The sequence below is a fragment of the Vibrio sp. VPAP30 genome (assembly GCF_001188205.1).
GTDB lineage: Bacteria > Pseudomonadota > Gammaproteobacteria > Enterobacterales > Vibrionaceae > Vibrio > Vibrio bivalvicida.
On record NZ_LBLS01000039.1, the window covers coordinates 14731 to 27582 of the forward strand.

Sequence of the window (12852 nt, forward strand, 5' to 3'; positions counted from 1 at the left end):
AGACTATTTTAGTGCGTTTGTGTCTAATCCTTCTAGCGCTAGTTACCACTTTTGCTACGCGAGCAAGTGAAAATGATGTGTTAGTGGTGCACTCCTACCATCAAGGTTTCTTTTGGACTGATACCTTTCAAAAGGGTTTAGAACAGCAACTGAAGAACGCTCATATCTCTACACGTGTTCTGTATCTCGATACCAAGCGAATACAGAGCGATGCCTACTTTGAACAATTGTACTCTCTCTATAAAACTAAATTTGAGCAAGAGCAGTTTAAAGCCGTTGTCGTTAGTGACAATAATGCTTTGATGCTGATGAACAAACTGGCACCCATTTTGGGGGATACGCCAGTTATCTTCGGTGGAATCAATGGCTACGACCCTAACATGCATAAAGATCTTAACGCGACAGGTGTAACGGAAGATATTGATCTTTACAGCAATATCTCACTGATAGAGCGTATTCAACCTGAAGTTAAGTCAATCTATATCGTTACCGACTATTCGGTGACTGGCGCGGCTGCACGTTCACAAATTGATAAGTTTTTAACTCACTACCCGGAATATAATGATCGAGTGGTTTCACTTATTCCGGAAAAATTTGAACAGCTCATTGAGTTTGCTACAAAGCTAGAAAGTACGGCGAGTGTCATTTTTTGGATTTACTACCGAGAAATAGATGGCTCTATTGTGGCTCAGCAAGAGCATTGGCAGCAGTTGAATGAAGCCTCTAAGGCACCAATTTATATGGTGCATGACTTGGGCTTAGGTTACGGAGCTGTGGGCGGTGTAATTCAAAGTGGTCGGCAGCATGGTCAGCAGACGGCGAAACTATTGCAACGCGTGCTAGACAATCCAGAAGCTCAGCTACCAAAAGTTGAAGTGGGCATTCCAGAAATCAAACTCGACTATCAAGCTGTGTTGAAATGGGGGCTCGGCATAGAGGGAGAAGCGACATCAGTTATTTTCAATAAGCCTCAATCTTTTTCTGACCGCTATCAGCAGGAGCTAGAAATAGTAGGCAGTTTGGTACTTTTTCTGGCGGTTATCATTATGATTCTTATCTATTATCTCAGCCGGATAAAGCGCAGTGAACAGCTTGCAAAAGAGAGCCAAACATTAATCGAAATGGTTTTTGATCAGAGCTATCATTTTATTGGGGTGATTGATGCCAGCGGCCATATTATGTCAAGCAATCGCAAGCTGCAGGATCTGCTCTATGACCAAAACTTTAGTGTTGAGCGTCCAATATGGCAGCATCGCCATTGGGAGCAGCAAGCTAGAGAGCAGTTGAAGCAATTTTTTATCACTAAAGAGCACGACGCTATTGTTCAGTTTGAGGCTGAAATCTGGCATGCCGATCAAGGCTCGATGGTATTAGAACTTTCGCTTAAGCCTATACCTCTGCTCAATGAAGGTAGTCAGTACTTATTAGAGGCGCGTGACATTACTTCACGCAAAATTACAGAAGAGCGTCTCTATCAACGAGAGGCCAACTTAAGCCATTATTACGATCAGCAACCTGTAATGATGGTTACCCTAGATGAGCAAAATCGCATCCAACAAGTTAACCAGTTTGCTGAGCAACTATTGGGTTATCGCTCTGAGCAGGTGCTTGGCCATAGGTTGAAAGAATTCTATCACAACAATAATTCGCTAGTGCCAAGGCAAGTTCTGCTGCAACCTAAGCAGGCGATTAAAGGTGTATGGCGCCGAGAAATTGAATATCGCCATGCTGATGGACATATTGTTTGGGTGCGTGAAAACATTCGTCCTTTGGCTGAATCAGGGCACCTACTGATTGTTGGCGAAGATGTTACTGAGACCAAAGCGTTATCAGAGCAGCTTCAATATCAAGCGCAACATGATTTGCTGACAGGTACTTACAGTCGTAACTACTTCGAAAAGGAGTTGGAGAAGGCACTGCGTGAGGTCGAAAGCTATACCCGAACACATGCGATGCTCTATATCGACCTTGATCAGCTTAAAGTACTTAATGATACCGCGGGTCACGAGGCCGGAGATGCCGCCATCCAGTTTTGTGCCAGCATGCTGGAAGAAGTGTTGCCTTACAATACGATCCTGGCACGCTTAGGGGGCGATGAGTTTGCCATCCTATTGAAAGATTGTACGGAAATGGATGCCAAGAAACTTGCCACCACTATCATCAATACCTTGAGTGAACATGCGTTTATTTGGGAAGATATTAGTCTTACATTGAACTGTTCAATAGGTATACGTTTAATTGACCATACGGCTTCATCGCCACAAATGGTTCACGCTCAAGCCGACACCGCTTGTCATGTGGCTAAAGAAGAAGGGCGCAATCGCTTCAGCATGTATTGTCTTGATGACCAAGAATTACGTCGCCGAGAGCAAGAAATGGAAAGCGTCAACTTAGTGCACAACGCTCTGGCCAACAATAGAATAGAACTCTTTGCTCAGCAGATTCTTGACTTGACGGGTAATGAGCAGGGAATGCACTTTGAAATACTGATTCGAATTAAAAACGCCGATGGTGAATACATTTCCCCCGGTATTTTTATGCCAGCTTCTGAGCGTTACAACATTGCTCATTTGCTCGACAAACAAGTGGTCAACCAGACTCTTACTTGGTTTGAACAGCACCCTGAGGTACTAGAGCAATTAGCGCGCTGCTCGATAAATCTTTCAGGCCATTCAATGGGCAACAAAGAGTTCATCGCTTTCTTGCTAGAAAAACTTGCGCACAGTTCAGTACCGTGTGGAAAAATTTGTCTTGAAATCACAGAGACCGCAGCAATGAGCAACATGAATCAAGCGATTGAGTTTTTTAGTCAGCTCAAAGCGTTGGGCTGCTATATTGCACTCGATGATTTTGGTTCTGGTTTATCTTCATTTGGATACTTGAAGCAGCTTCCTGTCGATATCGTAAAAATAGACGGCATTTTTGTCCGTGATATGGACATCAATGATATGGACCACTTAATGGTGCGTTCAATTAACGATCTTGCTCGACAAATGGGTAAGCAAACCGTCGCCGAGTTTGTAGAAAACGCTCAGATTATTGAACAATTGATGGAACTCGGGGTCGATTATGCACAGGGCTATGTCATCGGCAAACCTAAGCCACTTGCTGAACTGGTATCAGAGCTAACACCACAACAGAATGCTTAGTGAAATGGCTAAAGATCCAGTAAACTGCGCCCGAGTTAGTGATTAAACCCTTAGGAATATTGCGTGCAACTACAGCTGTTATGTGAAGATCAAACACAAACTGAACGTTTTCAACAGATAACACAACGCTGGGGGCTAGCGTATAGCGATGAAAGCCCGTTTGCTCTGGTGCTTACAGAGCAGCGTTTAGAGCTACGTAAGTTAGATGAGCCAAAACTAGGAGCCATTTTCGTTGATCTAGCCGGTGGCGCGGTTGCACATAGACGTAAATTTGGTGGCGGTAAAGGTCAGGCGATAGCTAAGGCGGCTGGTTTAAACAAGGGTGCGACACCGACGATACTTGATGGCACTGCCGGTCTCGGGCGTGATGCTTTCGTCTTGGCTTCGCTAGGATGCAAAGTTCAGATGGTTGAGCGCCATCCTGTCGTAGCGGCGTTATTGGATGATGGGCTAACCCGAGCTAAGAATGATCCTGAGATTGGAGCGTGGGTGAGTGAGCGTATGTCTTTGATTCATGCTTCTAGCCATAATGCGCTTAGTCAACTTGCAGAAGATCCGGAGTTTGTTAAACCTGACGTGGTTTATCTTGACCCTATGTACCCGCACCCTGACAACAAGAAAAAGAGCGCATTAGTGAAAAAAGAGATGCGTGTATTCCAGTCTTTGGTTGGTGCCGATCATGATGCTGATAGCCTTTTGGAACCCGCCTTAGCCCTTGCCACTAAAAGGGTGGTGGTGAAACGGCCCGACTATGCAGATTGGCTCAACCAACAAAAACCTATGATGGCAATTGAGACGAAAAAAAATCGTTTCGATGTTTATGTTAATGCATCAATGACTTAGCGAACACTGTATCAATAGTGCGATTTTTGTCCTTGCTAATTCCTTATCAAGCAGGTATATCTTACTAAGAACTATTCGTATTCTTAGCTGGAGTTGTAGCGTGGCTAAACGTTTCTGTAAGATGAATCGCAAGCAAATTGCGGAAAATTTGGGTGATATTCATCGTTTGGTGGTTGAGCCTAAATATCTTTGTCGCTCTTGTGCTCGCTCGTCCGCTTCTAAAGACTCCCTTTGTAAACCAGCCGCTATTCCTCCTCAAGCTTGCCAAAATAAGCCGTTAGAGCAACAACAGAGCTGCGCTTTACTAGCGGAAGCTTTGCCTAATACTCAAGCAAATCTACCCTCAGAGCAAAAAGCGCAAGCTGTCAGAAGAGTGGTTGAGAGGGTGAAAGAGAAAGCCTTGCTGCAAAAAACGCAACTTCAAACTAGCCAAGCAGAAACTGTAGCTAGTGAAGTGTTTGATTTAGAAGATAAAAAATCGCTTAAGAAGGCAAAGAAAGCGATAAAGAAACACTACAAGCAGCAGAAGAAACTGCTCAAGCTAGCGAATAAGCAACGTAAGCTGATTAAAAAACAGAAGAAATTGGAAGATAAGGTAAGTCTATCTAGCTTAGTCGCAGAGATACCAGAGACACAAACTAGCTCAAACCTTCATTAATCATACAGACAATAAAAAGCTCTCCGTCAATGGAGAGCTTTTTTGCATCTAGTGATTTTATTTACTGTGGATTGGTTTTATAACTCTGTTCAACTTTACGCTTGACCCAAGTTTCGTTGACCCACAAAGAAAGCAGGATGATTGCGCCACCGATACTCAGTTGAGTGATATCCACATCTCGATTCCAAATCACAATGTTAACGACAAGACCAGCAGGAACCAAAGCATTGTTCATCACAGCTAGAGCACCAGCATTGACTAGAGTTGCGCCCTTGTTCCAGGCAAAGTACCCCAAACCTGAAGCAATAAGGCCAAGGTAAACCAATACTCCCCACTGTGTACTGGTAGTTGGCATTTTGTCTAGGTTACCCATTAAGGCGAACGCGACCGTCGCGACACACAAAGCGCCTAAATAGAAATAGCCAAAAATTGCGTGCTGTGGCAGTTCTACATCGTATTTTTCCATCAAGTACTTGTAGCCGACCTGACCAATCGCGAAACAGACATTAGCACCCTGAACCACGAGGAAACCAACAATGAAGTTCTCGTTGATGCCTGCAAATTTAATAAAAGCGGCGCCAGCGACTGCGATAGCCGCTGTGACTAAATACCAAGGCGAGAAGCGACGTTTGAGTAAATCGTAAATCAGTGTGACATAAATAGGCGTAAAGACAGTGAACAGTAGTACTTCAGGCACTGAGAGCAATAAGAAAGATTGGTAATAGAAGCAATACATTAAGCCAAGCTGGAAACCACCAACCACCATGAGTTTGGCTATTAGTCCTTTGTCGATCCCTTTGAATTTAAGAAAAGGCAAAAAAACCAAGCTTGCGAGTGCAACACGCATTAGCACTGAGAACCAAGAATCAACCTGACCAGCTAGATAAACGCCGATCAGGCTAAATGAAAACGCCCACAGCAAGGTGACCGCAGATAAATACCCCATAACTAAGACTCATTATCAAAAACTATCGGGCAGTGTATACCTATTTAGTCCTTGAGTGGTACTACTAACATATCAACGGGCGAACAATTGATGAGCTGGCGAGTAGAGGAGAGCAGTTTGCTCCAAAAATCTTGATGATGGCCACACACAACAAGATCGATATTGAATTCCTTGATGGTATCGCACAGTTCATTGCTCAGATCGCCGCTACCGACCAAAGTATGCTTGATAGGGAAATCAGCATGGTCAGCCAAGTTCTGTAGTTGCTTCTGAGATGCTTCAATGGCTTGGTGTTGGGTTTCGGCAAGGTTTATGTCAATCAGGCCGGTATAAAGCTCAGCGTAATTTACATCAATATGAACGAACGACACAGATGCGCCTAGCGGTTTTGCCAAGGATACGGCTCTTTCGACCAAGAGTTTGCTGTCTTCAGATAGGTCGATGGCAACCAAAATATGTTGATAACTCATAGTGCTATCTCCTTGTAAGGGTTCTAATTAAAGATTAGCACCTTGAATTAATAAATTTTGCTGAAGTGATCTCAGATCCACATTTGGCATACAAAGTGTTATGGTGACCAACATGATATAGTCAATTTAACTTCATAGACTTAGTAGGAGTGGTAGATGCTTTCTCAAGCAATGGTCGATCAATTGAATGAGCAAATTAATCTCGAATTTTTCTCATCCAATCTATACTTACAAATGAGTGCTTGGTGTGAAGACAAAGGATTCGAAGGTGCAGCTGAGTTTTTACGTGCACATGCCGTAGAAGAAATGGAGCACATGCAGCGTCTTTTCACTTACGTGAGTGAGACAGGTGCAATGCCTATTTTAGGTGTCATCGAAGCACCAAAGCACGAGTTTAATAGTCTGGGTGATGTCTTCCGTGAGACATTTGAACACGAGCAGATGATTACCGAAAAAATCAACAAACTTGCTCATGTGGCGTTTACATCACAAGACTATTCTACGTTCAACTTCTTACAGTGGTACGTTGCAGAGCAGCACGAGGAAGAGAAGTTATTTAAAGGGATCTTAGATAAGCTAGATCTAGTTGGCGAAGATGGCAAAGCGCTGTTCTTTATCGACAAAGATTTAGCAGCTTTGGCGAAAGAAGGTTCATCTTCAATCATGGATGCCCCCGCTGAATAAATTTCGGCGTAAGACACTCTAAGTAGGTCGTCTTTTTCTCTGGGCATTTTAGAAGATGTAGGGAGGAAAAGATGATCAATGCTGACACAATTCTATTTGCGCTAATGATGGTAACGCTCGTTAATATGGCGCGCTATCTTACCGCGCTGCGCTCTTTGATTTACATCATGCGTGAAGCCCACCCGTTACTTTATCAGCAAGTCGATGGCAATGGCTTCTTTACCACTCACGGTAATGTCACTAAGCAGGTTCGCTTGTTCCATTACATAAAGAGTAAAGAGTATCATCATCATCATGATGAAGTGTTCACGGGTAAGTGCGACAGAGTACGCGAGCTGTTTATTTTATCGACCTCGTTACTCGCGGTAACCTTGCTGGCGGCAATGATTCTCTAGCTAAATTGGCATTGGTTCAAAATGCCGCTAAAATAGCCGCGTAAATTGCGAAGGATGTGCATCAGGCACATCCTTTTTTATTGGTTTTAATTTTTGAGTAGTGGTTCATGACAGAAAAGTTTGATGTCGTCATCATAGGTGCGGGTGCTGCGGGGCTAATGTGTGCCGCTGAGGCGGGTAAGCGTGGTCGCAAAGTGTTGCTACTAGATCATGCAAAAAAGCCTGGACGCAAGATCCTTATAGCTGGTGGCGGTCGTTGTAACTTCACCAACTATGATGTGTCGGCAAATAACTTCTTGTGTCAAAACCCACATTTTGTCAAATCTGCCTTGTCTCAATATACCAACTGGGACTTTATCTCCATGGTGAGTAAACATGGGATTGAGTTTGAAGAGCGTGATCATGGGCAGTTATTCTGTGTTGGAGATTACGACTCAAAAGATATCGTCAAGATGCTTCTGGCAGAGTGTGATTTACCGTGTGTGAGTCAGCGCTACCAGCAAGATATCCACCAAATTGAAAAGACTGAGACTGGCTTTGCTCTGCGCACCAATACGAGTGTGATTGAATGTGACTCATTGGTTGTGGCGACAGGTGGCTTATCAATGCCAAAATTGGGCGCAACGCCATTTGGTTATAAGATTGCTGAGCAATTTGGTCTCGATATTATTTCGACCACTGCGGGACTTGTGCCATTTACCCTGCACAAAGAAGACAAAGAGTCATTTGCTGAACTGTCTGGTATTGCTATTCCAGCGGAGATTACCGCTCAAGACGGCACCATGTTTAAAGAGGCACTATTGTTTACCCACCGCGGTTTATCTGGGCCCTCAGTGTTGCAAATCTCTTCGTTCTGGAAAGCCGGGCAGAAAGTGACGATTAACTTAGTCCCTGAAGTGGATGTTGATGAACTACTGCAACGTTCCCTCGACAAGCACCCTAATCAGAGTCTTAAAAACACCCTAGCCAAGGTGCTACCAAAGCGACTTGTTGAAGTTTTGATCGAGCGAAAGGTTTTTGCAGACAAACCACTGAAACAGTTTAACGTTAAGCAACTTGAAGCCATCGCTAAGCAGCTAGAAAACTGGCAAATCGCACCTAACGGCACTGAAGGATATCGTACAGCCGAAGTAACTCTTGGTGGCGTTGATACTAATCATCTCTCTTCTAAGACGATGGAATGCAAGCAGATTAACGGTTTGTACTTTATCGGTGAGGTGATGGATGTAACTGGCTGGCTCGGGGGCTATAACTTCCAATGGTGCTGGAGTTCTGGTTTTGCCGCCGGACAGTGGGTGTGATTTTCATACGGGAAATTTGCTTAGAGTTCACACTTTAGTACTACACTTACTTATAAAAAAGTAAAGGGTATAAAGGAGTAAGCTCTATGAGTCAGGAAGCATTGATCTCTCGTATTAACGAGCTACCACGTATCGAAAGTGTTCTCCAAGAATTATTGGAAATGGTAAATCGTGAAACCATCGACTTTAGTGCGTTGTCCCAGAAAATGGCGATGGATCAGGTGTTACTGGCTAGGGTATTAAGAATGGCCAATTCTGCTGCTTATGGGGGAGTAAAAGGTATTACCAATATCAATGATGCTATCGTGCGTCTTGGGCTTGGGCCAATACGCAATCTGATTTCCTCTTCAATATTGGTTTCAACCTTTCCGCGTCTAGAAACGCTCAACATTAAAGATTACTGGGCTGAAACGTTCGAAGTCGCCACAATTGCAAGCACAGTAGCAAGAGAGATTAAGCTTGATCCGAGCGAGGCGTTTACTATTGGTGTCCTACACAATATTGGCGAGCTAATGATCCACACTCTGGAGCCCAAAAAGGCGGTGGATATTCAACAACGTGTGCAAAATGGTGAGAATGCAGCCAAAGTGCAGCAAGAAGTGATCGGTATTGATGCGCAGCAACTAGGCTCGCTGCTGGCGGAAACTTGGAAGTTTCCTCATGAGTTAGTTGATGCCATTGCAAACGTCAACCACCCTGGACAAGCTCTTGAATCAAAACGTTTTGCCTGCCTTATCTATTTCTCGCGTGATGTGAATAAACGTTGGGATATGATGTTGGACGAGCGAGAAAAACGCGAATATATTGCCAACTGCAAAGCGGCATCTGCGCTGCATATTTGCCACTCCGTAGTACCAAAAATTGATGAGGTTCGTGGCCAAGGAAGTGAATTGGCCTACCAACTATTCTAGGTAGGCCTATCTAGAATAGTCTTTTAGTTATCCAGGTTGTTTGGCAAAACTTTTTTTGCCAATATTAATCTGTTGGATCACCAAGCCGGTAATTATTAGTACTAATCCAACAAGTGTTGAAGGATGAATCTGCTCGCCAATAATGGTGGCTAAAAGCATCAGCGAGATAAAAGGAGAAGCAAAAATAAGGTTACTTAAGCGGGAAGTGTTTTGTGTGAGCTTCAAAGCACTTAGCCATAGAACAAAGGTAATTCCCATCTCAAACAATCCCACATAGCTGACCGCCAGCCAGCCTTGCATCGAAATCTGGCTAAAGCTCAGCCCCTCATAAAGAGTTAAACCAATCGCAAATGGAATCGCGACTAAAAAACCGAGTAAAACGCCGACAACAGGGTCTGCCTTGTTTTTGGTATTTAAAATCCAGTAACTTGCCCAAAGTAGAGTGGAAAACAGAGCCAAGCCAACCCCTAGCGGGCTCTCAAAGTTTAAGCCAAGCAAATCGCCTTGTGTGGCAATAACAATCACCCCCAAGTAGCTGAACGTACAAGCAATCCAATCTTGTTTACGTATTTTCTGGCCTAAAAATACTGCCGCCATCAGGGTGAGCGTAATTGCCCAGCTGTAATTGATCGCCTGTGCTTGGGAAGCAGGAAGTAAGTCATAAGCTTTAAACAAAATAACGTAGTAAGCGAGTGGGTTAATCAGCCCTAACAGTAGGTAATACCCGGGGTTGGAGAGAAATGTGCTAGGTAGTGTCTTAAGCTTACCTTGCACAGCACAAATAACCGTCAGTGCCAGTGCGGAAGTGATACTGGCGACAGTCAACATTTGAATAGGGGAAAACTCAGCCAAGGTGAGTTTGAATGCGGTGGCAACCGTTGACCAGAGTAATACTGCTGATAAACCTAAGCCTAAAGCACGGCGCTCGTTCATGATGTTCCTTCAATAAAACCAACCAGTTAAGACTCACTGGTGAAAAGTATGGGACAGGGTAGTGAGCGCCTAGTCTAGCTGTTCGATATCTAGCCGACAAACTGGACATTTATCCAGTGCTAAAATACCATTGAAAGTATCTAATTCAGAATAGTTAAATCTTTATTATGCAATGGATTCTTGAGCATCAAGCTATGTTGATCAGTGGCCTATCTGGTGCCGTAGCAAGTGGCATGGTTGTCGGCTGGTGGGTCAAACAGAAAATGCGCTTTGACAATCAGCTTCTTGAACAACAATTGGAATCGAATCAGCAGCTTGCTAGCAGCCAAATTGAGCAACTGCAAAAAGAACTCCGTGAGGCGCAGCAAGAACTCGACGAGTTTGATGGTGAACGTGATAAGTCTGCTTACGAGATAAAGCAGTCTCACGGTAAGTTGATGGCGGTGCTAGAGAAGCTACGTTACTTCGAAGCAGTAAAGCAGGAACGCCAGCAGTATGCCGATGACCTCAATCAGATTCGCGAGCAAAAATCGCAGTTAGAAGCGCAGTTACGTGAACAAGAAGCACGCCATGAGCAACAAAACAAAGCCAGCCAAGAGAAGCTGCAACTGTTAGAGCAGGCAGAAGAGCGTCTTAAGCAGCAATTTGAGCAGCTTGCAAACCAGTTGTTTGAATCTAAAACTGCCAAAGTGGATCAGCAAAACCGTCAGAGTTTGGATGGTTTGCTATCTCCCCTTAAAGAGCAACTTGAAGGATTTAAGAAGCAAGTCAACGACAGCTTTAATCAAGAAGCTAAAGAGCGCCATACCTTAGTTCATGAGTTGAAGAACTTACAGCGCTTGAATGAGCAGATGACCAAAGAAGCGCTTAATCTGACTCAAGCACTAAAGGGCGATAACAAGCAGCAGGGCAACTGGGGAGAAGTCGTACTCGCGCGCGTATTAGCGGAGTCTGGCTTACGTGAAGGGCATGAATATCAAACCCAGGTCAGTTTGCAAAATGAAGCGGGTAAACGCTACCAGCCCGATGTGATTGTTCACTTACCGCAAGATAAACAAGTGGTGGTGGACTCTAAAATGGCCTTGGTAGCATACGAAAGGTACTTTAATGCTGAAACAGATAACCAACGAGAACGAGCGTTAAGTGACCACTTACTTGCCTTGCGGGCCCATATTAAAGGGCTATCTCAAAAAGACTACCATCAGCTAAAAGGCATTCAGAGCCTAGACTATGTGCTGATGTTTATTCCTGTGGAGCCTGCATTTCAGGTGGCTATTCAAGCAGACCCTAGTTTGGTAAAAGATGCGATGGAGCAAAACATTATCTTGGTCAGCCCAACCACCTTGCTCGTGGCGCTGCGCACGATCGATAACCTATGGCGTAACGATCGGCAAAACCAGAATGCTCAGGTTATCGCCGAGCGCGCAAGCAAGCTTTACGACAAGCTGCGTCTGTTTGTAGATGATATGGAAAGCCTTGGCGGTGCATTAGATAGAGCCAACCAAAATTATCAAGGGGCGATGAACAAGCTCGCTACAGGGCGCGGGAATGTGATTCGCCAAGCGGAAAGCTTTAAACAGTTGGGCGTTGAAGTGAAAAAACCAATATCCAATGATTTGGCACAACTCGCTCAACATGACCATTTCACAGAAAATGCTGCCTTGGATAAAAATGACTCTTTCGTACAAAGACATCCGGATGAGGATAAAGTAAACTAATCGCCCGCAGTGCTTAGGTCGTATTTATTCAATGCGCTGCTCGAAGAGGAATCATCATGACGGATACAAGCGTGCAATCGAATACAGCTTTAGAATCAAATGAAACCACGCACTTTGGTTTCAGTACCGTAGCAAAAGACGAGAAAGTGACGAAAGTTGCTGAAGTTTTCCACTCTGTGGCGGCTAAGTACGACATTATGAATGACTTAATGTCGGGTGGTATTCACCGCCTCTGGAAGCGTTTCACTATCGATTGTAGTGGTGTTCGTCCTGGTCAACGTGTTTTAGACCTAGGTGGTGGTACTGGGGATCTTACTGCTAAGTTTTCACGCATCGTGGGTGAAAAAGGTCATGTGGTTTTGGCTGACATTAATAACTCGATGTTGAATGTTGGTCGTGACAAACTGCGTGACAACGGTATTGTCGGTAACGTTCACTACGTGCAAGCAAACGCCGAAGAATTGCCGTTTCCTGACGATTATTTTGATGCAATTACGATTAGTTTCTGTCTACGTAATGTCACCGACAAAGACAAAGCATTGCGATCTATGTACCGCGTGCTTAAGCCAGGTGGCCGTTTATTGGTGCTTGAGTTTTCAAAACCAGTTCTAGAGCCATTATCAAAAATTTATGATACCTACTCATTCCATCTACTACCTAAAATGGGCGAGTTGGTGGCAAATGATGCGGAAAGCTACCGTTACCTAGCGGAATCTATCCGTATGCACCCAAATCAAGAGACCTTGAAGGGCATGATGAATGAAGCTGGCTTCGATCAAACCAGTTACTACAACCTGACGGGGGGGATCGTTGCCCTTCACCGTGGTTATAAGTTCTAAGGTCG

12 protein-coding genes are annotated in these 12852 nt (G+C 44.3%); 9 read left to right on the plus strand and 3 right to left on the minus strand.

What is annotated here, in order from left to right; all coding sequences use genetic code 11:
• The first annotated feature begins 11 nt into the window (after window positions 1-11).
• The 3 genes from ZX61_RS19865 to ZX61_RS19875 all read left to right on the plus strand — a co-directional run bounded on the left by ZX61_RS19865 (window position 12) and on the right by ZX61_RS19875 (window position 4650).
• A complete protein-coding gene (locus ZX61_RS19865) occupies window positions 12-3149 on the plus strand; it encodes an ABC transporter substrate binding protein (protein ID WP_049846341.1) in 3138 nt (1045 codons plus the stop codon).
• A gap of 63 nt (window positions 3150-3212) precedes the next feature.
• Entirely contained in the window at window positions 3213-3992 is a 780-nt protein-coding gene (locus tag ZX61_RS19870; RefSeq protein ID WP_049846342.1) for a class I SAM-dependent methyltransferase, read from the plus strand.
• Window positions 3993-4092: 100 nt separating this feature from the next.
• Window positions 4093-4650 carry a hypothetical protein gene (locus ZX61_RS19875; RefSeq protein WP_049846343.1) on the plus strand — a complete coding sequence of 186 codons (558 nt, stop codon included), beginning with the start codon at window positions 4093-4095 and terminating at the stop codon, window positions 4648-4650.
• 61 nt (window positions 4651-4711) lie between these two features.
• On the opposite strand, the gene ZX61_RS19880 is transcribed toward ZX61_RS19875, so the two are convergent.
• Both ZX61_RS19880 and uspA read right to left on the minus strand, forming a co-directional pair.
• Window positions 4712-5596 (minus strand): carboxylate/amino acid/amine transporter, encoded by an 885-nt coding sequence (locus ZX61_RS19880; protein ID WP_049846344.1) that lies wholly within the window; start codon window positions 5594-5596, stop codon window positions 4712-4714.
• Between the two features lie 44 nt (window positions 5597-5640).
• Entirely contained in the window at window positions 5641-6066 is a 426-nt protein-coding gene (uspA, locus tag ZX61_RS19885; RefSeq protein WP_049846345.1) for a universal stress protein UspA, read from the minus strand.
• A gap of 156 nt (window positions 6067-6222) precedes the next feature.
• On the opposite strand from uspA, the gene ftnA reads away from it, so the two are divergent.
• The 4 genes from ftnA to ZX61_RS19905 all read left to right on the plus strand — a co-directional run bounded on the left by ftnA (window position 6223) and on the right by ZX61_RS19905 (window position 9357).
• Window positions 6223-6750, plus strand: coding sequence for a non-heme ferritin (gene ftnA, locus ZX61_RS19890; protein ID WP_049846346.1), 528 nt, complete (start codon window positions 6223-6225; stop codon window positions 6748-6750).
• A gap of 71 nt (window positions 6751-6821) precedes the next feature.
• Window positions 6822-7145, plus strand: a complete 324-nt coding sequence (gene uspB, locus ZX61_RS19895; RefSeq protein WP_045954504.1) for a universal stress protein UspB — start codon at window positions 6822-6824, stop codon at window positions 7143-7145.
• 107 nt (window positions 7146-7252) lie between these two features.
• Window positions 7253-8446 (plus strand): NAD(P)/FAD-dependent oxidoreductase, encoded by a 1194-nt coding sequence (locus ZX61_RS19900; RefSeq protein WP_049846347.1) that lies wholly within the window; start codon window positions 7253-7255, stop codon window positions 8444-8446.
• A gap of 86 nt (window positions 8447-8532) precedes the next feature.
• Window positions 8533-9357, plus strand: a complete 825-nt coding sequence (locus ZX61_RS19905; RefSeq protein ID WP_049846348.1) for an HDOD domain-containing protein — start codon at window positions 8533-8535, stop codon at window positions 9355-9357.
• Between the two features lie 27 nt (window positions 9358-9384).
• Here ZX61_RS19905 and ZX61_RS19910 read toward each other — a convergent pair whose 3' ends face one another.
• Window positions 9385-10290, minus strand: a complete 906-nt coding sequence (locus tag ZX61_RS19910; RefSeq protein ID WP_049846349.1) for a DMT family transporter — start codon at window positions 10288-10290, stop codon at window positions 9385-9387.
• A gap of 167 nt (window positions 10291-10457) precedes the next feature.
• Between ZX61_RS19910 and rmuC the strand changes: the two genes are divergently transcribed.
• Window positions 10458-12008, plus strand: a complete 1551-nt coding sequence (rmuC, locus tag ZX61_RS19915; RefSeq protein ID WP_049846350.1) for a DNA recombination protein RmuC — start codon at window positions 10458-10460, stop codon at window positions 12006-12008.
• 56 nt (window positions 12009-12064) lie between these two features.
• Window positions 12065-12847: a bifunctional demethylmenaquinone methyltransferase/2-methoxy-6-polyprenyl-1,4-benzoquinol methylase UbiE gene (gene ubiE / locus ZX61_RS19920; RefSeq protein WP_049846351.1), complete on the plus strand. Its 783-nt coding sequence runs from the start codon at window positions 12065-12067 to the stop codon at window positions 12845-12847.
• Window positions 12848-12852 lie beyond the last annotated feature (5 nt).